The following is a 20,504-nucleotide window of genomic DNA, read 5'->3' as shown; positions in this document are numbered from 1 at the left end:
GCGGCCGAACGCCGTGAACCGGACAAGGCGGCGTGGCGGAGGAGTCGACGATGGCCATTTCCATCTCTGTGGTGCTGCTGCTCTCGATCCTGGCGGTGATCTTCCTGCGCAACGGCGGCCTGAAGGTGTCCCATGCGCTGGTCTGCCTGCTGCTCGGGTTCTCCCTGGCCAGCACCAGCATCGCCCCGACCATCCACAGCGGCCTGACCGCGACGGCGGACATCGTCAGCGGTCTGCGGCCCTGACGTCAGGTCCCGGAGAAGACGCCGATGCCGTTGGCCACGGCCCGTTCGGCACCGCCGCTGGGGTGGTTGCGCACCGACACGGCGCTCGCGCCCGCCTTCCGGGCGACGAGCGTCGACGACCCGCCCCCGTCCAGGCTGAAGGCGTCGTCCGAGCCCAGTTCCCGCATGGTCCCGGCGACCTCGGCGATCGTCAGCCCGGTGCGGTAGGCGGCCGCCCCGTCCAGCGCGAGCAGCAGCAGGCGCCGCCCGCCGTCCGCGATCCCCACGGCCGTGCGCACCGCCGACGTGGTGTCGTCCAGCCCCGGCAACGGGCTACCGCCGCTGAGCACCGGATAGCCGCCCAGCGCCAGGCGGTACGCGGCGCCGCCCGCGGCCGACACCAGACGGTGCTCGATGTGGACCTCCTCGCCCGTGGCGAACTTCCGTAGCTGCTGGGCGCCCGTCTCCCGGCCCACCAGCACGGTGGTCCCCGCCGCGATGGGGCCACTGCCCGGGGTGTCGGCGGCCGACACCACCGCGCCGTCGCGGACCGTCACCTCGTAGGTGTCGGTGCTGCACGGCGCCGCCCGGTCCGTGTCCGTGCCGCAGGTGGCGCGCACGCGCGAGGCGCTGCCCCACTCCGAGGTGAACGCGCCGACCGAACCGACCGGGAGCGCGTACTGGTTGAGCCCGCCCAGCGGAAGCTGCGCGTCGGCCGTGCCGACCGAGCCGTCCAGGGCCAACCGGTCCAGGCGCGCCCGCCCGTCGGTGTCCACGGCCAGCACGTCCTCCGTGGTCGTACCGGACGGCAGGGCGGGCCCGAAGCGTTGCCCCTTCGGCACCGCCGCCTTGAGGGTCCGTCCGGCCGCGATCGCCGGCCCCACGCTGGCGCCGGTCACCTCGACGCCGGGGTGCTGTGCCTCGCTGATATTGAAGAAGTCGCCGTTGACGCCGGCGACCGCGCCCTGGGCGTCGGCCATCCTCGACACCTGGGCCCGCGAGGCGACCGCCCCGGGGTACAGCAGGTCGACCCGCACCTGCGGGTTGCCCAGATCGACCCGCAGCACGTGCGCGTGCGCCACCCCCTTGGCCGCGTCGATGTCGAACTCCTCGTAGGTGACGCCCGGCGCCACCCGTGCCCGCTTGGCGACGGCGGCGTCGGCCGGGGCCGCCCCCGCCAGACCCGCACCGGCCAGCGCACCGAACGCCGTGAGGAACGCCAGAACCGATCTGCCTGCCCTGCGCCGCTTGTGACGACCTGCCACCGTGCCCCCTGATGCCTCGTCGACCGTCGGGACTTCCGGGGGCAGTGCACCAGACCGGGAGGCCGGGCGGGGCCTGCTGTGCGGCGGCCACGCGGGAACGGCTGAAAAAACGCACCCCTCCGGGTGTCTCAGCCGTCGCCCGTTCCGGTGGCGTACGGGGTGAAGTGGGCGGGGGCGTGGTCGACGGGCAGGCCGGGCCGCCACGCGGTGAGGGCCTGCGCACTGCACACGAACAGCTGATCCGGCAGCCGGTCCAGGGCGAACCAGCGCCAGCGGCCCACGCTCTCGCCGGGCTGGTCCGCCGGTTCGCCCCGCCATGCCGTGACCTCGGCCGCCACGGTCACCCGGACGACACCACCGACCTCGTCCAGCAGCGTCCCCAGCAACCGGACGTCCTCCGGCCGCGCCTCGATCCCGGTCTCCTCGCGGAGTTCGCGCACGGCCGTCTCCCGCAGCGACTCGCCCGGCTCCACCGTGCCGCCCGGCAGCTCCCACGTCCCGCGCCGGTGACGGCCCAGCAGCAGGCCGCGCGGACCGTGCAGCACGACGCCGACCCCGAGCGCCGCGTGGGCGGGCGGCGGCTTGCCCACGCGCGGCCGGGAGGACACCCGGACGGGCCTGGTCACCTGGAACAGCAGATAGGAAGCGCGGTTGCCTTCCTCCGGCGCCTCGAGGACGTCGACCCGCTCCACCCGCAGCCCGTACTCGGTGAGCAGCTCCGTCCACAGGCCGGGCGTGAGCACCCACATGTGGACCGTCACCTCACCGCCGCCGGCCAGCCGCAGGATCTCGGGCCGCGCGCGGACCCGGTCCGACGGCCCGTCACCGTCCGAGTTGGTGTGCAGCACCGTGAAGCAGAGCCGGCCGCCCGGCTTCAGCGCCCCGGCCAGGGCGGGCAGCAGCCGGTGCGGATCGACGTACGGCACGGCGTTGACCGAATAGACCACGTCGTACGGCTGAGCCGAGCGCAGGTGCTCCACCGCGTCCGCCAGGACCAGCCGCAGCCCGGGCAGCGTGCCGTAGCGGGCGCGCGCCCGTGCGTACTGCCCCTCCGCGCGGTCGACCGCGTCCACCTGCGCGCCGTGGGCCCGGACCAGATGGGCGGCGTGCCGCGCCGGACCGCATCCGAGGTCGAGCACCCGGCGGCCCGTCAGTTCGCCGAGGATCCCCGCATCCGGCCCGCCGCCCTCGAAACCCCAGTCGATCCGCTCCGCCTCCGGCAGCACCGTGCCCCGCCGCAGGTGGTGTGCCCCGTACGCGTCCCAGGCCCGGGCGTTGGCGTCCTCCGCCGCGGGGGCGCCCTCCGCGTGCACGGCGCCGGCCCCGTCCTCCGCCTCTTCCGTCAAGGCTCAGCCGCCCGCGACGGCGTCCCGGGGGAGCACCCTGACCCGGTGGAAGTTGCACCCGGCGAGCCGAGGCCCGCGGTCCGCGGGCGGGGCCTGGTGTGCCTTGAGGGCGATGCTCAGCAGGCTCAGCAGCAGGTCGACGTCCGCCTCGCAGTCGAGGTGCACCGTCACCCAGTCCGATCCGGGGACCAGGTGGATGGCGCTGGAGTCGGAGAGGTTGTGGTGGAAGCGCCGTATGGCTCTGTCCGTGAGATGCAGGTCGACGTCCCGGGCCGAGTGGAAGTGGACGATCTCGTCGTGGACGGAGCGCAGCGCCCGTCCGGTACCGCAACTCGCCGGGCCCGCCATGAGGTCGGGCCAGGCCTGCAGGCGCTCGATGGCGCGCTGGGCCAGACTCATGGCCCTATGGTCGCGCGATCACCCGTCCGCAACCAGGGGTTGAGCGATTCGTAACCGGGACGTGAGGTGGTCCGGCGCGTGCGGGCCCGCGTTCAGGAGTGGTCGCGCACGAGTCTGAGGTAGCGCTTCCAGTCCCAGTGCCGGCCGGGATCCGTGTGGTCGCTGCCGGGCACCTCGTGATGCCCGATGATGTGCGCGCGGTTGCGGGGGATGCCGTATCGCCCGCAGATCGCGGCGGTGAGCCGGGCCGACCGCTCGTACATGACGTCGGTGAAGCAGCCCGGCCGGTCCACCCAGCCCTCGTGCTCGATGCCGATGCTGCGGGTGTTGTAGTCCCAGTTCCCCGCGTGCCAGGCGATGTCGGACTCGCGTACGCACTGCGCCACACGCCCGTCCGACGACCGCACGACATAGTGGGCGGACACCCTCTCGCGCGGATCACGGAACACGGACAGCGTGCCGGCGTAGGTCGTCTGCGCGACATGGATGACGACGTACTTCAGCGGATGGGCCCGGGGGCGGTTCGCGGGCGTGTAGTTGGACCGGCTCGCCGGGTGCCACGCGGCCCCGGGGTGGTCGACGGCCGCCCGTGCTCCGGCGGCGGCGGCCCGGGCCGGGAAGAGGGCACACGGGAGGGCGGTCAGGGCGGTCAGGGCGGCGCCCTCGAGGATGCCGCGCCTGCTGGGAATGGCCGTCGTGCGGTTCATGCGGGGTTCCTTCCGGGGCCGACGGACGGTGCCGTGCGATCGACTGGGGTGGCGGTGGCCGCGGTGGGTGCGGCTCACGTCGATCAAGTTACGGCGCCTGCCGGGCGGTCGGAGGGAAGCGTCGGCTTTCCGTGGACAGGACCGGTGATGTGCACAACGCGCTCACCCGCACGGGGTATTGCGGACCTCGGGAGTGGCGGGGACGACAGGATGCGGGTGCGGCGGGAGCGCCCTCATCGCTGCGCGGCGAAGGCCGCCGGGTCGTCGAGGACCGCCCGCACCACCGAGTGCGCGGCCCCCAGCAGAGGGCCTTCCGGGCCCAGTCGGGACACGGACACCGGGCAGGCCGGACCCGCTGTGCGACGCGCCAACTCCTCGCGCAGGGAGGAAAGGAGCCACGGCGCCAGCCCGGACAGCTCTCCGCCCAGCACGACGCTCTCCGGATCGAGCAGGTTGACCGCGCCGGTCAGGGCGACTCCGAGTGCGGATCCGGCGTCCCGCAGGGCGCGGCGGACGTTCTCGTCGCCGTCCGCCGCACGACCGGCGAGCGCTCCCACCCGGTCCCGGTCGGGCTCCAGGCCGGCCGCCCGCAGCACCGCCTCCTCACCGGCGTACTGCTCCAGGCAACCCCGGCCCCCGCACCCGCACTCCGGTCCGTCGGGGCGGACCGGCACATGTCCCAGCTCGCCCGCGAACCCGCGGGTTCCGCGCAGCAGTCCGCCGTCCACGACGAGCGCGGCGCCGATGCCGATCTCCGCCGACACGTGCAGGAAGTCGCCTGGTGTGTCCTCACCGAGCCAGAGTTCGGCCAGCGCCCCGAAGTTGGCCTCGTTGTCGACGGTCGGCGGCAGATCCGCCGGCAGCAGCGCGCCCAGGTCGGCGTCGCGCCAGTCGAGGTTGGGTGCGCGGACCACGGTCCGGCCGTCGCGCGCCACCAGGCCTGGCACGGCCACGGCCAGTCCCGCCGGCCACAGTCCCTCGCTCTCCGCCTCGGAGACGACCTGGCGGATCAGTCCGGTCAGTTCCGCGATCACAGGTTCGGGGGAGCGGCCGCGGTTCGCCCCCTGCCGTATCGCCCGCGCGCGGGTGGTGCCGGTGAGGTCGACCGCGCAGACGGCGAGGTGGTCGACGCCGACCTCCGCGCCGATCCCGGCCGGGCCGCGTCCGCTGACGGCGAGGGCGGAGCCCGGCCGGCCCACCCGGCCGGGCCGCTCGGGTCCCAGTTCCTCCAGCAGCCCCGCGCGGATCAGCTCGTCGACGAGCGTCGACACCGCGGCCCGGGTCAGCCCGATCCGCGAGGCGACGGCGGCCCGCGAGAGCGGCCCCTCGGCCCGGACGGTGTGCATGACCCGGGCGAGATTGCGGCGGCGCATCCCCTGCTGGGTGTCGGGCAGCGCGCGTCGCCGCCCGGTCGGGTGGGCCTCGTGCAGCGGTGCGGTCATGCCTGAGCCAGTCCTCAGTCGGTGCGGGTGGGACGCTCCAGCAGTGGAGCCGCGTCGGAGAGTACCCCGGCGATCCTGGCCAGCGTCTCCTCGTCCCGCTCGACGGCCTCGAGCACCGGACCGGCGGCGGTGCCCCAGCGGCGTGCCACGGCGGCCGGGTCCTCGCCGGTCAGCAGTCCGGCCGCCTGGGCGGCGGCGCCCAGGGCCACCAGTTCCTTCGCCTCGGGCACCTGCACCGGGCGTCCCGACAGGCGCCGCACGGTGTGCTGCCAGGCCGTGCCCCGGGCACCTCCGCCGATCAGCAGCAGGGGCGCCGAGGGGTCCGCGTCCTCGTCGAGCACCAGGTCGAGAGCGCCGAGCAGCGAGTGCACGGCACCGTCGTAGGCCGCCTGCAGGAGCTGACCGGCGGTCGTGTCGTGGCGCAGGCCGTGCAGCAGCCCCGACGCGTGGGGCAGGTTCGGGGTGCGTTCACCGTCCAGGAACGGAAGCAGCGTGACGGCCGTGCCGGGCTCGACGGCCTCGCGGTCCAGCCCCAGCAGCGTGGCCACGCGGTCCACGGCGAGCGTGCAGTTCAAGGTGCAGGCCAGCGGTAGCCAGTCGCCCCGGGCGTCGGCGAAGCCGGCCACCGTGCCCGTGGGGTCGGCGGTCCGCCTGCGCGACACCGCGTACACCGTGCCCGACGTGCCGAGGCTCATCACCGCGACACCCGGGGGGACCCCGAGGCCCAGCGCCGCCGCGGCGTTGTCGCCGGTACCGGGGGCGACCAGGGTGCCCTTGGAGAACGGCAGATCATGGCCATCGCGGACCGTACCCGCGATCTCGCCGGGCCGGACCACGCGCGGCAGCAGCGCCGGATCCAGACCCACGCGCGCCAGGATCTCCTCGTCGTACGCCTCCGTACCCGAGGACCACCAGCCCGTACCCGAGGCGTCGCCTCGGTCCGTGGTGCCCTGCCCGGTGAGCCGCTCGGTCAGGTAGTCGTGGGGGAGGCGCACGGCCTTCGTGGCGCGGACGGACTCCGGCTCGTGCTCGGCCAGCCACGCCCACTTGGTGACCGTGAAGGACGCCGTGGGAACGCTGCCGGTGCGCTCGGCCCAGACCTTCGCCCCGCCCAGCTCCTCCGTCAGCCGCCCTGCCTGGGGCGCCGAGCGCACGTCGTTCCACAGCAGGGCGGGCCGCACCGGCTCACCCCTGCCGTCCAGCGTGACCAGGCCGTGCTGCTGGCCGCCGACCGCGACCGCGGCGGCCTCGTGCGCCGGCTCGCCGCACTGGTGCAGCGCCTCGCGCAGGGCGTCCCACCACTGGCGCGGATCGCTCTCGCGCCCCGCTCCCGAGGTGACCGTGTGAGGCGCCTGGCCACTGGCGACGATCCGGCCGGTGGCCGCGTCGACGACCAGCGCCTTGGTGGACTGGGTGGACGAATCCACGCCGACGACAAGCGGACCCTCGGCTGCTGACATCGGGTTTCTCCCTACTGCGCGCGGCACGTGCCTGTTGTTCGGGGCACCTTGTCCCTTCCCAGGAAGGTGCTCGCATACTAATTTGTAAACCGGCATGACGAAATAGCCTCAGCGAGCAAGGAGCCGCGGCATGAACTACCAGCCCACCCCCGAGGACAGGTTCACCTTCGGCCTGTGGACCGTCGGCTGGCAGGGACGGGACCCCTTCGGCGACGCCACCCGACGCGCCCTGGACCCGGCCGAGTCGGTGCAGCGCCTGGCCGAGCTCGGCGCGCACGGCGTCACCTTCCACGACGACGACCTGATCCCGTTCGGCTCGAGCGACACCGAGCGCGAGAACCACATCAAGCGCTTCCGGCAGGCGCTGGACGCCACGGGCATGAAGGTCCCGATGGCCACCACCAACCTCTTCACGCACCCGGTCTTCAAGGACGGCGCCTTCACCGCCAACGACCGCGACGTACGCCGCTACGCCCTGCGCAAGACCATCCGCAACATCGACCTCGCCGTCGAACTCGGCGCCGAGGTGTACGTGGCCTGGGGTGGCCGCGAGGGAGCCGAGTCCGGGGCCGCCAAGGACGTCCGCGCCGCCCTGGACCGGATGAAGGAGGCCTTCGACCTCCTCGGCGAGTACGTCACGTCCCAGGGCTACGACCTGCGCTTCGCCATCGAGCCGAAGCCGAACGAGCCGCGCGGCGACATCCTGCTGCCGACCGTCGGCCACGCGCTGGCGTTCATCGAGCGCCTGGAGCGCCCCGAGCTGTACGGCGTGAACCCCGAGGTGGGGCACGAGCAGATGGCCGGCCTGAACTTCCCGCACGGCATCGCCCAGGCCCTGTGGGCGGGCAAGCTCTTCCACATCGACCTCAACGGCCAGTCCGGCATCAAGTACGACCAGGACCTGCGCTTCGGTGCCGGAGACCTGCGCGCCGCATTCTGGCTGGTCGACCTGCTGGAGTCGGCCGGATACACCGGCCCGCGCCACTTCGACTTCAAGCCCCCGCGCACCGAGGACCTCGACGGCGTGTGGGCCTCGGCGGCCGGCTGCATGCGCAACTACCTCATCCTCAAGGAGCGCGCCGCCGCGTTCCGCGCCGATCCGGAGGTCCAGGAGGCGCTGCGCGTGGCCCGGCTGGACGAGCTGGCGCAGCCGACCGCGGCGGACGGCCTCCAGGCCCTGCTCGCCGACCGGACGGCCTTCGAGACGTTCGACGTCGAGGCCGCCGCCGCGCGCGGCATGGCGTTCGAGCACCTGGACCAGCTGGCCATGGACCACCTGCTGGGGGCCCGCGGCTGACCTGCACGCGCGCGTGGTCCCGGTGCGTGCCGCCGCACGCGCGGCCGGGGGCATGCCGCCGCACGCGCGGCCGGGGGCATGCCGCCGCACGCGCGGCCGGGGTGCGTGCCGGCGCACGCTGGTGGTCTCGGTGCGTGCCACCACGCACGCGTGGTCACGGTGCGTGCGGCCACAGGCGCGCAGCTCCTGTCCGTGCGGCCACACGCGTGTGGTCCCGGTCCGTGCGGCCACACGCGCGCGGCCTCGGTCCGTGCCGGCACGCGAGCGCGGACTCTGTTCGTGCGGCTACGCGCGTGAAGACTCCGCCGGTCCCGCCGGTCGGTCGTCGCGACCGGTCGGCGCGGCGGTTGCCTCACGCGCGCCTCGCGCCAAGGCTCCGGCCCGACGGACCGGAGCCCTGGCGTCGGACTCACGTCACCGTCAGGTGCGCCCGTCGGGCGTCACCCTCACGGCCCGTCCCCTTCCCCCGGCGAGGGTTCCGCGGCAGCCAGAGCCGTGGCCGGGTCCCGGGTGGGCTCTCCGGCGGGTTGCCAGCGGCCGCGCTCCTTGCGGTAGGGCCACCAGCGGCCGTCCCGGCCGAGACGCAGCTGGGTCGCCGAGCCGGCCGGCGTCCACCGGTTGCCCCGCGCCCGCAGCTCGGGCCGCTCGTCCGGGTCCCAGGCCGCCTCCAGGGCGGCACGCGCGCGTGCAAGGGCCTCGCCCTCGACCTGCCACTCCTCGTCGAGTACGGACAGGGCGTCCGGGCCGCCCAGCCGCCAGGCGCGCACGGCCGTCGCCAGTCCCTCGCGGCCGCGCCCCGATCCGTCGGCCAGCCGGTCGGCCACCTCCCGCGCCGGATCACCCGCGGCCAGCCGCACCGCGTCCTGCCCGGCCGTCAACCGCGCCCCTGGTTCGCCCCCGAGCGCTTGGGCGAGCAGCCGATGGGCGTGCACGGCGGTGCGCGCCGCCAGGTACTCCAGTGCCGGCGGGTCCACGCCGGGCGCGGGCGGAGTCTCGGTGTCGAGGGAGGGCGGCGTCCCCGGCTCGTCCGGCAGGCAGGGCGGGGCCGGAAGCGGGGGCAGGATGTCGCCGGCGGCGTACGCCTCGGCCGCGTCCACACCCTCCGGCTCGGCGGGCTCCGGGACGGCGTGCGTCCCGCTGCGCGCCTGTAGGTCCTCCAGCAGGGCGGGCTCGGTCCGTCCCCGCATCAGCAGCAGGACGAACGGGTCCTGATCCAGCAGCCGAGCGACTTCGTAGCAGAGCGCCGCGGTGTGCCCGCAGTGGTCCCAGGCGTCGCAGTCGCACTCCGGTTCCAGGTCACCGATCCCGGGCAGCAGGTCGACACCCGCGCTCGCCGCGTCCTCGACCAGGTGCGGCGGCATCTCCCGGTCCAGCAGCGCCGCGACATGACCGGCCCGCTCCACCGTCATGTCCAGGAAATGGTCCCACTGCGCGGGCGAGAGCTCGGACAGCAGGACATCGGCCCGGTGGGCCGTGCCGTCGCGGTCCTGCACCACGGCCGTGAGCCGGCCCGGGCGCACCGACACCGCACCGACCGCTCCCGCCCGGGCCAGCCGCCGGCCCGCCTTGAGCTGCGCCAGGTCGAGCGCGGTGTCCTCCAGCGCCTGCAGCCAGGCCCGGCCCCACCAGCTCGCGGCGAACGCCCTGCCACGGGCGGGCGGCAGCGCGGCGAACGTCCGCTCCGGGGTGTCGTCGTACCGGTTCATCGCAGGCCCCCTCGCAGCTCGACCAGGTCGGCCAGTTCGGCGTCCGTCAGTTCGGTCAGCGCGGACTCGCCGGAGCCCAGCACCGCGTCCGCGAGCTCCCGTTTGCGGGCCAGGAGTTCGGCGATGCGGTCCTCCACGGTTCCCTCGGCGATGATGCGGTGCACCTGCACCGGCCGCGTCTGGCCGATCCGGTACGCGCGGTCGGTCGCCTGCGCCTCGACGGCAGGGTTCCACCAGCGGTCGTAGTGCACCACGTGCTCGGCCCGGGTCAGGTTCAGCCCGGTGCCCGCCGCCTTCAACGACAGCAGGAACACCGGCACCTCACCGTCCTGGAACCGTCGCACCATGGCCTCCCGTTCGGCGACGGACGTGCCACCGTGCAGGAACTGCGAGGGCGTTCCGCGCGCGGCCAGATGGCGTTCCAGGAGGCGGGCCATCTGCACGTACTGCGTGAAGACCAGGACACCGGCCCCCTCGGCGAGAATCGTGGTCAGCAGCTCGTCCAGCAGTTCCAGCTTCCCGGAGCGCCCGGAGACCACCGGTCGCTCCTCCTTGAGGTACTGGGCCGGGTGGTTGCAGATCTGCTTGAGACCGGTCAGCAGCTTCACGATCAGGCCCCGCCGGGCCATGTTGCCCGCGCCGGAGATCTCCGCCAGCGCCTCGCGCACCACGGCCTCGTAGAGCGCCGTCTGCTCCGGAGTGAGCAGCACGGCGTGGTCCGTCTCCGTCTTCGGCGGCAACTCGGGGGCGATGCCCGGGTCCGACTTGCGGCGGCGCAGCAGGAACGGCCGTACCAGCCGGGCCAGGCGGTCGGCGGCCCCCGGGTCGCGGCCGCCCTCGACCGCCTCCGCGTAACGTCGCCGGAAGGTGCCGAGCCGGCCCAGCAGTCCCGGAGTCGCCCAGTCGAGGATCGCCCACAGCTCCGACAGGTTGTTCTCCACCGGGGTGCCGGTGAGGGCCACACGCGCGCGTGCGCCGATGGAACGCAACTCGCGCGCGGTGGAGGAGTACGGGTTCTTCACGTGCTGGGCCTCGTCCGCCACGAGCATGCCCCACGGCACCTCACCGAGCCGGCCCGCGTCCAGGCGCATCGTGCCGTACGTGGTGAGGACGAACTCGCCCTGTGCGAGGTCCTCCAGGGAGCGCCGCGGGCCGTGGAAGCGCCGCACGGGGACGCCCGGGGCGAACCGCTCGATCTCCCTCTGCCAGTTGCCCATCAGGGACGTCGGACAGACCACGAGGGTCGGCCCCGCGGACTGCGCGTCGGTCTGCCGGTGCAGATGCAGGGAGATCAGGGTGATCGTCTTGCCGAGCCCCATGTCGTCGGCGAGACAGCACCCCAGCCCGAGTGAGGTCATGCTCGCCAGCCAGTTGAGCCCTCGCCGCTGGTAGTCGCGCAGGGTGGCCGCGAGGGCTGCGGGCTGCTCGACGGGCTGCTGCGCCTCGGGGTCGGCGAGCCGCTCCTTCAGCTGCGCGAGCCACCCCGTGGGCTGCGCTTCCACTCGGTGGCCCTCGACCTCGGCCCAGCCCGTCAAAGCCACGCCCAGCGCGTCCACCGGGGTGACCTTGTGGTCCTGCCGGGAGCGGGCCAGGCGTACCTCCTGCGGGTCGACCAGGACCCACTGGTCGCGCAGTCGCACCACGGGGCGCTTGGCCTCGGCGAGGCGGTCCAGTTCCGCGCGGCTGAGCTGCTGGTCCCCCAGCGCGAACGACCAGGTGAAGGAGAGCAGTGCGTCGGCGGAGAGGAACGACGGGGCCACCCCGGAACTCCGCCCGGCCCGCACGTCGTCCGGCTGCGTTCCGCTGTCGGAGGGCCCCACCTCCGCGCGCGTGGTGAGCTTCCGGGTCAGTCCCCTGGGCCAGTGCACCTCCACCCCGGCCAGCGCCAGGGCCCGTGCCCCGGCGCCGAGCAGGTCGACAACCTCCTCGTCGGCGAGCGCCACCGCGTCCGGCACGGCCGCCGACAGCAGGGGGGCCAGCGGTGTCCAGGCCCGTGCCGCCCGCCGCAGCGCGAGCAGGGCGTCCATCCGCGCGCGCGGGCCGAAGGCCTCGCCGCCGGCCCACAGGTCCGCGGCGTCCGCCACGAGTGCCGGGTCGCTGACACTGTGGACCTGCAGCACGGCCCGGAAGGCCACGTCCGCGCCGAGACCCTCCGGATCGCCCGACCCGTCCGCCCCAGTGCCTTCGTGTCCGTCCGCCCCAGTGTCTCCGTGTCCGTCCGTCCCAGTGCCTCCGGAGCCCTTCGCCTCGATGTCCGGCAGCCCGTCCGTCTCGATCCGCAACGAGAGCCGTACGCCCGCGTCGTGGCCGGCGGCGATGTCGGCGGCCCAGGCACGCTGCCCGGGCAGGTGCACCGGGGTGAGCGACGCGTAGGCCTCCGTGCCGGTCACCAGGGGCGCGGCGGGGGAGCGGGGCAGGGTGTCGGCCACCGCGTCGAAGAAGGCCCTCAGGAGCGGCTCCGGCCGGGGCAGCCGCAAGGGTCCCGGCCCGTCCAGCGGCACGGCATGCGCCTCGGGCGGCATCGCGGCGGCGAGGCGGCGTACGGCCTCGACGTCCTCGGCGTGCAGCGGGCCGGCGCGCCAGGCGTCGTGGTCAGCCTGCGACAGCCCCGGCAGCAGCAGGCCGCGCGACAGGAGATGCAGTGCGTGCAGGGCGGCCGCGCGCCAGAACACCGCCGACCGGTGGTCCCCGGCTTCGGCACGCACGCGTGTCAGGACCGGAAGGGCGGTGCGCAGCGGCAGCAGGGCGGCGGGCACCGTCGCTCTCTCGACTCCGTCGTCACCGGCGACGACGACCTCGAGATCGACGACCGTCAGGTCGCCGAGGGCCGGTTCCGACGCGGGCGACGGCCCGGGAGCCGGTGGGTGCGTGCCGTCCGGCCGCCAGAAGGCGATGCCGCCGGTGCGCGGCGGGTCGCCGGGCAGGAACACGGCGTGACAGCGGGTCAGTTCGAGGGGCGCGGAGGAGGATTCCCGGGGTGTCGACTGCTCGGTTATGACTGAGTCCTCAAATTTGACTAGCGGGGCGGAGTCGCCGAGAGTACAGCACTCGTGCCGCGTACGGGTATGACAAGGCTGTGAGCCGGGTCACCACGGGGTCTCAGGGGCGCCTCGGGGTCCGGCCTCAGGGATGTCTCAGGGGCGCGGATCGGAACCGGCGCGGGCGCGGGTCCGTTCTCGGGACAGAGAGCGGCACCGGCCGCGAAGGAGGCGACGACATGTCCAACAACGCCAAGATCGCCGTGGGAGGTGTGGCGGTCGGCCTGGTCCTGCTGATCTGGCTGCCCTGGTGGGCGGCGCTCCTGATCGTGCTGGGTGTTCCGGCCGCGGCCTACCTCACCCTGGACCCGTCACAGCGGCGCAGGCTGCGCCGCGCCACACGCAAGGAACTCGGCCGGTGAGGCGCCCGGTAACGCGCAGGGCCGCCACCCACTGACGGTCAGTTGGGCCGTACGGCCATCTTGTCCAGCGCTTCGAGGAGCCCCGGCAGCTCCGGTCCCCGGCCCACGGGCAGGACCTCGCCCGGCTCGTCGTCGAGCAGCACGAAGGCGATGTCGTCGGTCCGGGCGACCAGGGACCAGCCCGGGCCGTCGGCCCGCAGGATCCGGGCGTCACCCGGGGCGAACGAGGAACGGACCCGGCCCAGCGGCGGTGGCGTGTCCAGGTAGGTGCGCGCTTCGGCGAGAGCGCGCCGGATGCCGCTGTGGCCGGCCCTCCGCCCGTTCTCCCCGCCGCCTTGCGCGTCGCCGCTGCCCTGGGCGCTGTCCTGCGCGCCGCTCTGCGCGCTGCCCTGCGCACCGCCCTGTGCCCCGCCGTCCTCGCTCGCGGACGCGGTGGGCCGGGGGTAGGCCGCTTCGACCTGCTCCCGCCACATCGCCCACTGCAGGGCGATCTCGTCCGCTCCGAGACGTCGCTGGGCCGGGCCCCAGACGCCGGTGTCGGGCGGAGTCAGCGGGGGGCGGTCGTCGACGTCCGGGCCCGGATCGTGCGGTGCGGGCACACCGGGTGCCGCGACGGCGACCGCGAGCGGCCAGCCGGGCAGCGCGGACACGACCGTGCGCTCGTCCGGGGACAGCTCGTACTCCATGCCGCAGTCCCACGACGCGATCGCGACGGCCACCAGGGAGACGTCGTCGGTGACCACGGTCCACCGGGCGCCCTCGCCGTCCTGGCCGAGCACCAGCCCGTACCCGTCCGCGAGCGGGGCGAGACCGAGCGCCGCACAGGCCTCGGGGTAGTCGTCGCCGAGCACACTCGGGAACTTCGCCGGCGTCAGCAGCACCGCCGTGAGCACGTAGAGCGCGTCGTCCTCGGCGGTGACGGCGACCTCGTCCGTCCCGGCCATCCCAGCCTCCCCATCGGTTCGTCCAACCGCGCGCACCCTAATGCGCCCGGAAGCCGCTTGTCACGACCCGGTCGGCCGCGCGAGCTGCAGTTTTCCGGCGGACGGGGGCGAATCGGCCGCCGCGGAGGAATGTGTCACCCCGTCGGCAGCCCCAGCAGCTCCCGGGCCACCGTCTCGGGTGACCGGCCCCGCTCTCGCGCGAGGGCGATCACGGCCCGGCAGGCCAGTTCGTTCACGCCGAACGACAGGGCCTCCGGCGACACCCAGCCGGCCGCCTCCTCGGCCCGGTCCTGGTCGTCCTCGGCGCAGGCCGTGACGTAGGACGCCGCGGCCTCGAACAGGTTGTGCGGACGCCCGCCCCCGCCGGCCTTCGGTTCCGTGCGCAAGGCGTGCGCGACCTTGTCCCCGGCCTTGCGGACCCTGCCCCACATGTCGACCACCCTTCCACCGGTGTGCGCGAACTGCCGTGCCGTCGTGTCGGCGCCATGCCGTCATCTCGGCTTGTCCAACGTAAAGTTGCGGGACTCGGGGCAGAAGGGGGACGGCACGGTGAAGCGATTCGCGCGTCTGGAACAGATCCGGCAGATGGACCCGAACCGGCAGGCCACGGACATCCACCGGCTGAGCGTGGCCTACGAATTCCCCTGGGACCACACCAGGGCGCTGGAGCTGGCGCTGTACCGCACGTACGCCGTCCCGAGCATCGGCCGGCTGCTCGCCCGCACGGCGGAGCTCACCGAGCGCGCGCAGAAGCGCTACGACGACACGGCACTGCTCCTGGACACCGTCGTGGAGCACGGTTTCGGCAGTGACCAGGGCAGGACCGCGATCCGCCGGATCAACGGGATGCACCGCAGCTACGACATCAGCGACGACGACATGCGCTATGTCCTGTGCACCTTCGTGGTCATGCCCAAGCGGTGGATCGACGCCTACGGCTGGCGGCGGATGTCACGCCACGAGATCGTCGCCTCCGTCGTCCACTACCGCACACTGGGCCGGCACATGGGTATCAAGGACATCCCCGGCACCTACGAGGAGTTCGAGGCGGTGCTCGACGCCTACGAAGCGGCCCACTTCGCCTGGGACGAGGAGGCACGGTGCGTCTCGGACGCCACGCTCGACCTGATGGCCTCCTGGTACCCGGCGCCGCTCGCGCCCCTGCTGCGCACCACGACCCTCTCGCTTCTCGACGACTCCCTCCTGCGGGCCTTCCGCTACACCCCGCCGAGCGCCGCCACGCGCGCGTGGGTGCGTCGCGCCGTCCGGCTGCGGGGCCGCGCCGTCCGGTTGCTTCCGCCCCGCCGCGCCCCGCACTTCGCCCGCCAGAACCGTGAGATCAAGTCCTACCCGAACGGCTACCGGATCGCCGACCTGGGCACCCGTCCGGTCCCCGGTCTGCGGGGCTGCCCCGTGCGGCGCGGAAAGGCCCCGGATGCCGGGAACGGGTGAGATGCGGACCGCAACCGGCTCGCACATCCCGGGCCGAAGTCACCGCGACGGTCGCCTCGCCCACCGCTCGACGCGTGCCCCCGGCACGGTCAGGTGTCCGAGCGCACGGCCAGCGCGAGGAAGCGGTCGTCCTCGTCCACGTACGACGTCAGCCGCCAGCCCGCACCGGCCAGCAGCGGACCGAGACGGGGCTCGGCCCGCAGATCGTCCGGGGTGAGCGCGCGGCCGTGCCGGGCCGCGAGGCGCGCCCTGCCGATCGGGTGGAACAGGGCCAGCAGTCCGCCGGGGCGCACCACGCGCGCGAGTTCACGCAGGTTCGCGGCCGGGTCCGGCAGGTGCGAGACGAGCCCCGCACCGAACACGGCGTCCAGTGAGCCCGACCGCAGGGGAAGTGCGGCGACGTCCGCGAGGAGCAGCGCCCCGTCCCGGTCCCGTCCCGCCCGCACGGCCTCGCGCAGCATCGCCGGTGTCAGGTCGGCCCCGAGCACGACACCCGAAGGCCCGACGGCATCACGCAGCGGCGGCAGAGCACGGCCCGTACCGCACCCGGCGTCCAGCACCCGGCCCCCCGGCCGCAGCCCGAGTTCCGCCACCGCGGCCGCGTAGGCCGGCCCGTCGTCGGGGAACCGGCTGTCCCAGTCGGCGGCGCGGGTTGTGAAGAACTCCTGGACACGCGTCTGGTCGTCGCTCATGTACGGCATGATTCCTCACCGGCACGGATGACGCCTCGGTGCACACGTTCGAGCGCGACCCGATCGTTCCGCAGCATCCTTGCGCCACATTGCAACTACTTTCGAAATGCGCCCCCTTCACGCGGCATGCCCGGGTCTAGCGTCCCGGGGCCATGGGACACCTGGACCACGCCGCCCTGGGGTGGCTGACCCCCGTGCTGTCGTACGTGATGGCCTGCACCGGCGCCGCGCTGGGGCTGCGCTGCACCGTCCGCGCGCTCGCCACCACCGGACGCTCGCGCCGCAACTGGCTCCTCACCGCCGCCTCGGCGATCGGCACCGGCATCTGGACCATGCACTTCGTGGCCATGCTCGGATTCAGCGTCGCCGGCACCGACATCCGCTACGACGTGCCGCTCACCCTGCTGAGCCTGATGGTCGCCATGGTCGTCGTCTGCGCCGGCGTCTTCGCGGTCGGCTACAGCCGCGACCGCGGCCGCGCCCTCGTCCTCGGTGGACTCACCACCGGCGTCGGCGTCGCCAGCATGCACTACCTGGGCATGGCGGCCGTACGGCTGCACGGTGACGTGACGTACGACCCGCTGCTCGTCGGGCTGTCGGTCCTCATCGCCGTCGTCGCCGCCACGGCGGCGCTGTGGGCGGCGCTCAACATCAAGTCACCCGTCGCGGTCACCGTGGCCTCCCTGATCATGGGTGCCGCCGTCAGCAGCATGCACTACACCGGCATGTTCGCGGTGGCGGTGCGGGTGACGCCGTCGGCCGACATCCTGCCCGGCGCCACGGCGATGCAGTTCATCTTCCCCCTCGCGGTCGGCCTGGGGTCCTACCTCTTCCTGACCTCCGCCTTCGTGGCGCTGTCACCGGCCGTCGGGGAACGCGAGGCCACCGCGTCGGCCCAGCGGACGGTCGGCACCGCCCCCTCCTAGCGACTCCCCGTGCGGCCCGGCTGCCGCACTCCGCCCCGCCGCGGCCCCGGCGGCACCCCCGACCACTCCCGAGCGAGGAGTCCATGCGCACACCCCGGAGGACGCCCACAGCCGGCGCCCAGACGCCGCCCCCGCCCGTGCGCGGCCGTCGCGCACACGCCGGGCCACCGGCCGAGGAGGGACCCGAGACACCCGAGGGCGAAGGCGCGGACGGCATACCCGCGCGGGCCGAGCGCTGGCGGGTGCGTCCGCGGACCGTGCGGGCCAAGATCGTCTGCCTGCTGATGGTGCCCGTCGTGTCCCTGCTGGCCCTGTGGGCGTACGCGACCGTCACCACCGCCCAGGACGTCTCACGACTGCGGCAGGTGCAGCGCGTGGACGCCGCCGTCCGCGTCCCCGTGTCGACCGCGGTCGCCGCGCTCCAGGCCGAACGCGCGGCGGCGGTCCGCCGCGCCACCGACCCGTCGGCCGTACGCGCCGACGAACTGGACGAACTGGCCCGCCGCACCGACGCGGCCGTCGCGAGACTCCGGCTCGGCCGGAGCAGCACCGTCGCCGACAGCGAGGAACTGCCCGCCGCCGTCGCCCCCCGCCTCCGGGAGTTCGTCACCGGCGCCGAACAACTGGAGCCACTGCGCACGGCGGTGCTCGACCGGCGCGTCGGCTGGGAAGACGCGTACGAGAGGTACACGAGCACCATCGCCGCGGCCTTCGGGGCGGTCGGCTCCCTCACCGGCATCCAGGACGCCGCCCTCGGCTCCGACGCACGCGTGCTGCTGGAGTTCTCACGGGCGGGCGAGGCGCTGGCGCAGGAGGACGCGGTGCTGGCGAGCGCCCGCCTGAGCGGTGCGCTCGACGGGGAACGGCTCCGGTTGTTCGCCGGCGCGGTCCAGGTGCGCCGCACGCTCACCGATTCGGCCGTGGCGGACCTGCGCGGCACCGAACGAGCCGCCTGGGGCAGTCTGGAGAGCGACGGCGCCCACGACAGTCTGGGCGCCGTCGAGGACAAGGTGCTCTCCGCCGGATCCGGCGCCCGCGCGGTGGACGCGGTCCCCGCGGACACCTGGACCACCGCCCACGCGCGCGTGCAGAACGGAATGCGCACCATCGAGGGCGACGCGGCGCGCAGCGTGGCGGAGCGGGCCGACCCCTTCAGCCGGGGCCTGCTCACGCCGGCCGGTGCCGCCGTCCTGTTCGGTCTCGCTGCCGTCGCCGCCTCGCTCGTCATCTCCGTGCGCATCGGACGCGGCCTGGTGGTGGAACTCGTGAGCCTGCGCAACACCGCGCTGGAGATCGCCCGGCGCAAACTCCCCGACGCCATGCGGAAACTGCGCGCCGGAGAGGACATCGACATCGACGCCGAGGTGCCGTCGACCCCGCCGGCAGAGGACGAGACCGGCCAGGTGGCCGGGGCCCTCGGCACGGTCCACCGCGCCGCCCTGCGAGCCGCGGTGGAACGCGCGGAACTCGCCAGCGGCATCTCCGGCGTCTTCGTCAACCTCGCCCGCCGCAGCCAGATCCTCGTCCACCGGCAACTCAGCCTGCTGGACAGCATGGAACGCCGCTCCGACGACCCGAACGAACTGGGCGATCTCTTCCGGCTCGACCACCTCACCACCCGCATGCGGCGCCACGCCGAGAGCCTGATCATCCTCTCCGGAGCCGCGCCCGGACGGGCCTGGCGCACGCCCGTCTCGCTCACCGATGTCGTCCGCGCCGCGGTCTCCGAGGTGGAGGACTACGCGCGCGTGGAGGTACGGCAGCTCCCCGAGGCGTCCGTGGCCGGCGCGGCCGTCGCCGACCTCACCCACCTGCTCGCCGAACTCATCGAGAACGCGGCCCAGTTCTCACCGCCCCACACGCGCGTGCGCGTCACCGGCGAACCCGTGGGCAACGGCTACGCCGTGGAGGTCGAGGACCGCGGCCTCGGCATGGGCAAGGAGACCCTCGCCGAGGCCAACCGCCGTATCGCGCAGTCCGAGGCGCTCGACCTGTTCGACAGCGACCGGCTCGGGCTGTTCGTCGTCAGCAGGCTCGCCGCCCGCCACGAGGTCAAGGTCCACCTGAGGACCTCGCCGTACGGCGGCACCACCGCCGTCGTCCTGCTGCCCACCGCACTGCTGCACGCGGACACGGCCGAACGCTCCCCTGCCGTGACGACCCGCACCAGTCCGTACGGCGAAGCGGCCCACGCGCGCGTGCCCGACGGCAGCCGCCTCCACGACCCCGTCCCCGCCCAGGCCGACCGGCGCGCCCTCATGGCCCCGGTACCCGCCGCCACCGGGACGGCGAGCCACACAGAGGACACCCACCACCTCACCGCCTCGGACCACCCCGGGACGCCAGGGCACACCGTCCCGGAGAGCCACACCGAGCCGGACGGCCGCACCGGGACGGAGAGCCGTGCCGAGCCCGACGGCCGGACCGGGACGGTGAGCCGCGCCGCCCCGACGAGCCGCACCGAGGCCCCGGGGCACGGCGAGTCCACAAGCCGCACCCCACCACCAGGAGTCGCCACCTTGCGACTGCACCGACCCCCGGAGCAGCCCGACCACTCCGACGATCTTCCGCGGCGGGTACGCCAGGCCAGCCTCGCCCCCCAACTGCGCGAAGGACGCCCCGACGAACCGCACGCGACGCCCGCCCCGCGGGACGACACGCGCACACCCGAACTCGTACGGGACCGCATGGCCGCCTACCGCGACGGCTGGGCGCGCGGCGGAGGCAGGCGACCCGGGCGCGGACCGGCGCCCCACCCGGCGGCGGGCCACGAAAGCAGCGAAGGAGACCCCGCATGATCCAGGACCCGAGCACGCACACCGCCCGGCGCTCCGGCGAACTCGACTGGCTGCTGGACGATCTGACGCTCCGCGTGAGCGAGATCCGGCACGCCGTGGTGCTGTCCAACGACGGCCTCGCGGTGGGCGCCTCCAGCGACCTGCGGCGCGAGGACGCCGAACACCTCGCCGCGGTCGCCTCCGGCTTCCACAGCCTGGCCAAGGGAGCGGGACGGCACTTCGGGGCCGGCGGCGTGCGCCAGACCATGGTCGAGATGGACGAGGGCTTCCTGTTCGTGGCCGCCGCGGGCGACGGATCCTGCCTCGCCCTGCTCACCGCCGTCACCGCCGACATCGGCCTGGTCGCCTACGAGATGGCACGCCTGGTCAAGCGCGTCGGCGAGCATCTCGGCACCGCGCCCCGCGTCGGCACCCAGCCACCGGCCGCCGGATGAACGGGCAGAACG

General features: G+C 74.2%; 18 protein-coding genes. 7 read left to right on the top strand and 11 right to left on the bottom strand.

The window, feature by feature from the left end; genetic code table 11:
- Positions 1-50: 50 nt before the first annotated feature.
- Positions 51-245 carry a hypothetical protein gene (locus ACH4C6_RS12635; RefSeq protein WP_333929917.1) on the top strand — a complete coding sequence of 65 codons (195 nt, stop codon included), beginning with the start codon at positions 51-53 and terminating at the stop codon, positions 243-245.
- A gap of 2 nt (positions 246-247) precedes the next feature.
- Here ACH4C6_RS12635 and ACH4C6_RS12630 read toward each other — a convergent pair whose 3' ends face one another.
- The 6 genes from ACH4C6_RS12630 to xylB form a co-directional block, all read right to left on the bottom strand.
- On the bottom strand, positions 248-1,489 hold the full coding sequence (locus ACH4C6_RS12630) for a phosphodiester glycosidase family protein (RefSeq protein WP_398108553.1): 1,242 nt from the start codon (positions 1,487-1,489) through the stop codon (positions 248-250).
- 128 nt (positions 1,490-1,617) lie between these two features.
- Positions 1,618-2,715 (bottom strand): bifunctional class I SAM-dependent methyltransferase/NUDIX hydrolase, encoded by a 1,098-nt coding sequence (locus ACH4C6_RS12625; protein WP_398108723.1) that lies wholly within the window; start codon positions 2,713-2,715, stop codon positions 1,618-1,620.
- A 123-nt stretch (positions 2,716-2,838) separates the two neighbouring features.
- A complete protein-coding gene (locus tag ACH4C6_RS12620) occupies positions 2,839-3,234 on the bottom strand; it encodes a luciferase family protein (RefSeq protein WP_398108552.1) in 396 nt (131 codons plus the stop codon).
- Positions 3,235-3,326: 92 nt separating this feature from the next.
- Positions 3,327-3,941 carry an N-acetylmuramoyl-L-alanine amidase gene (locus tag ACH4C6_RS12615; RefSeq protein WP_398108551.1) on the bottom strand — a complete coding sequence of 205 codons (615 nt, stop codon included), beginning with the start codon at positions 3,939-3,941 and terminating at the stop codon, positions 3,327-3,329.
- Positions 3,942-4,174: 233 nt separating this feature from the next.
- Positions 4,175-5,383, bottom strand: a complete 1,209-nt coding sequence (locus tag ACH4C6_RS12610) for an ROK family protein (RefSeq protein ID WP_398108550.1) — start codon at positions 5,381-5,383, stop codon at positions 4,175-4,177.
- A 14-nt stretch (positions 5,384-5,397) separates the two neighbouring features.
- Positions 5,398-6,843, bottom strand: coding sequence for a xylulokinase (xylB, locus tag ACH4C6_RS12605; protein WP_398108549.1), 1,446 nt, complete (start codon positions 6,841-6,843; stop codon positions 5,398-5,400).
- 130 nt (positions 6,844-6,973) lie between these two features.
- On the opposite strand from xylB, the gene xylA reads away from it, so the two are divergent.
- Entirely contained in the window at positions 6,974-8,140 is a 1,167-nt protein-coding gene (gene xylA / locus ACH4C6_RS12600; RefSeq protein WP_398108548.1) for a xylose isomerase, read from the top strand.
- Positions 8,141-8,586: 446 nt separating this feature from the next.
- On the opposite strand, the gene ACH4C6_RS12595 is transcribed toward xylA, so the two are convergent.
- Positions 8,587-9,846, bottom strand: a complete 1,260-nt coding sequence (locus tag ACH4C6_RS12595; RefSeq protein WP_398108547.1) for an SWF or SNF family helicase — start codon at positions 9,844-9,846, stop codon at positions 8,587-8,589.
- Positions 9,843-12,776, bottom strand: a complete 2,934-nt coding sequence (locus tag ACH4C6_RS12590; protein WP_398108546.1) for a DEAD/DEAH box helicase — start codon at positions 12,774-12,776, stop codon at positions 9,843-9,845. Before ACH4C6_RS12590 ends, ACH4C6_RS12595 begins: the two co-directional genes overlap by 4 nt.
- 287 nt (positions 12,777-13,063) lie before the next feature.
- On the opposite strand from ACH4C6_RS12590, the gene ACH4C6_RS12585 reads away from it, so the two are divergent.
- The gene (locus tag ACH4C6_RS12585) at positions 13,064-13,246 is read left to right on the top strand and encodes a hypothetical protein (RefSeq protein WP_398108545.1); all 183 of its coding nucleotides are present in this window, start codon (positions 13,064-13,066) and stop codon (positions 13,244-13,246) included.
- 38 nt (positions 13,247-13,284) lie between these two features.
- On the opposite strand, the gene ACH4C6_RS12580 is transcribed toward ACH4C6_RS12585, so the two are convergent.
- Both ACH4C6_RS12580 and ACH4C6_RS12575 read right to left on the bottom strand, forming a co-directional pair.
- Positions 13,285-14,190, bottom strand: coding sequence for a hypothetical protein (locus tag ACH4C6_RS12580; RefSeq protein WP_398108544.1), 906 nt, complete (start codon positions 14,188-14,190; stop codon positions 13,285-13,287).
- 134 nt (positions 14,191-14,324) lie between these two features.
- Positions 14,325-14,621, bottom strand: a complete 297-nt coding sequence (locus ACH4C6_RS12575; RefSeq protein ID WP_398108543.1) for a hypothetical protein — start codon at positions 14,619-14,621, stop codon at positions 14,325-14,327.
- Between the two features lie 118 nt (positions 14,622-14,739).
- On the opposite strand from ACH4C6_RS12575, the gene ACH4C6_RS12570 reads away from it, so the two are divergent.
- Positions 14,740-15,642, top strand: coding sequence for an oxygenase MpaB family protein (locus ACH4C6_RS12570; RefSeq protein ID WP_398108542.1), 903 nt, complete (start codon positions 14,740-14,742; stop codon positions 15,640-15,642).
- An 89-nt stretch (positions 15,643-15,731) separates the two neighbouring features.
- Here ACH4C6_RS12570 and ACH4C6_RS12565 read toward each other — a convergent pair whose 3' ends face one another.
- Positions 15,732-16,334: a class I SAM-dependent methyltransferase gene (locus ACH4C6_RS12565; RefSeq protein WP_398108541.1), complete on the bottom strand. Its 603-nt coding sequence runs from the start codon at positions 16,332-16,334 to the stop codon at positions 15,732-15,734.
- A 152-nt stretch (positions 16,335-16,486) separates the two neighbouring features.
- Here ACH4C6_RS12565 and ACH4C6_RS12560 point away from each other — a divergent pair, with 152 nt between their 5' ends.
- From ACH4C6_RS12560 to ACH4C6_RS12550, 3 genes are all read left to right on the top strand, one after another.
- Positions 16,487-17,260: an MHYT domain-containing protein gene (locus ACH4C6_RS12560; RefSeq protein ID WP_398108540.1), complete on the top strand. Its 774-nt coding sequence runs from the start codon at positions 16,487-16,489 to the stop codon at positions 17,258-17,260.
- Positions 17,261-17,343: 83 nt separating this feature from the next.
- Positions 17,344-20,058, top strand: coding sequence for a nitrate- and nitrite sensing domain-containing protein (locus ACH4C6_RS12555; RefSeq protein WP_398108539.1), 2,715 nt, complete (start codon positions 17,344-17,346; stop codon positions 20,056-20,058).
- Positions 20,055-20,492 carry a roadblock/LC7 domain-containing protein gene (locus ACH4C6_RS12550; RefSeq protein ID WP_369198509.1) on the top strand — a complete coding sequence of 146 codons (438 nt, stop codon included), beginning with the start codon at positions 20,055-20,057 and terminating at the stop codon, positions 20,490-20,492. The genes ACH4C6_RS12555 and ACH4C6_RS12550 overlap by 4 nt, the downstream gene beginning before the upstream one ends.
- The last annotated feature ends 12 nt before the right edge of the window (positions 20,493-20,504 follow it).

The sequence above is a fragment of the Streptomyces sp. NPDC017943 genome (genome assembly GCF_044328425.1).
GTDB classification, from domain to species: Bacteria; Actinomycetota; Actinomycetes; order Streptomycetales; family Streptomycetaceae; genus Streptomyces; species Streptomyces djakartensis_A.
This window is presented reverse-complemented; position numbering and strand designations above follow the sequence as displayed.

Bases quoted from the DNA above. Each gene is read 5' to 3' on its own strand.
- ACH4C6_RS12635 (WP_333929917.1), top strand. From the start codon at position 51: ATGGCCATTTCCATCTCTGTGGTGCTGCTGCTCTCGATCCTGGCGGTG.
- ACH4C6_RS12620 (WP_398108552.1), bottom strand. From the start codon at position 3,234: ATGAGTCTGGCCCAGCGCGCCATCGAGCGCCTGCAGGCCTGGCCCGAC.
- ACH4C6_RS12615 (WP_398108551.1), bottom strand. From the start codon at position 3,941: ATGAACCGCACGACGGCCATTCCCAGCAGGCGCGGCATCCTCGAGGGC.
- ACH4C6_RS12610 (WP_398108550.1), bottom strand. From the start codon at position 5,383: ATGACCGCACCGCTGCACGAGGCCCACCCGACCGGGCGGCGACGCGCG.
- xylB (WP_398108549.1), bottom strand. From the start codon at position 6,843: ATGTCAGCAGCCGAGGGTCCGCTTGTCGTCGGCGTGGATTCGTCCACC.
- xylA (WP_398108548.1), top strand. From the start codon at position 6,974: ATGAACTACCAGCCCACCCCCGAGGACAGGTTCACCTTCGGCCTGTGG.
- ACH4C6_RS12595 (WP_398108547.1), bottom strand. From the start codon at position 9,846: ATGAACCGGTACGACGACACCCCGGAGCGGACGTTCGCCGCGCTGCCG.
- ACH4C6_RS12585 (WP_398108545.1), top strand. From the start codon at position 13,064: ATGTCCAACAACGCCAAGATCGCCGTGGGAGGTGTGGCGGTCGGCCTG.
- ACH4C6_RS12580 (WP_398108544.1), bottom strand. From the start codon at position 14,190: ATGGCCGGGACGGACGAGGTCGCCGTCACCGCCGAGGACGACGCGCTC.
- ACH4C6_RS12575 (WP_398108543.1), bottom strand. From the start codon at position 14,621: ATGTGGGGCAGGGTCCGCAAGGCCGGGGACAAGGTCGCGCACGCCTTG.
- ACH4C6_RS12565 (WP_398108541.1), bottom strand. From the start codon at position 16,334: ATGAGCGACGACCAGACGCGTGTCCAGGAGTTCTTCACAACCCGCGCC.
- ACH4C6_RS12560 (WP_398108540.1), top strand. From the start codon at position 16,487: ATGGGACACCTGGACCACGCCGCCCTGGGGTGGCTGACCCCCGTGCTG.
- ACH4C6_RS12555 (WP_398108539.1), top strand. From the start codon at position 17,344: ATGCGCACACCCCGGAGGACGCCCACAGCCGGCGCCCAGACGCCGCCC.
- ACH4C6_RS12550 (WP_369198509.1), top strand. From the start codon at position 20,055: ATGATCCAGGACCCGAGCACGCACACCGCCCGGCGCTCCGGCGAACTC.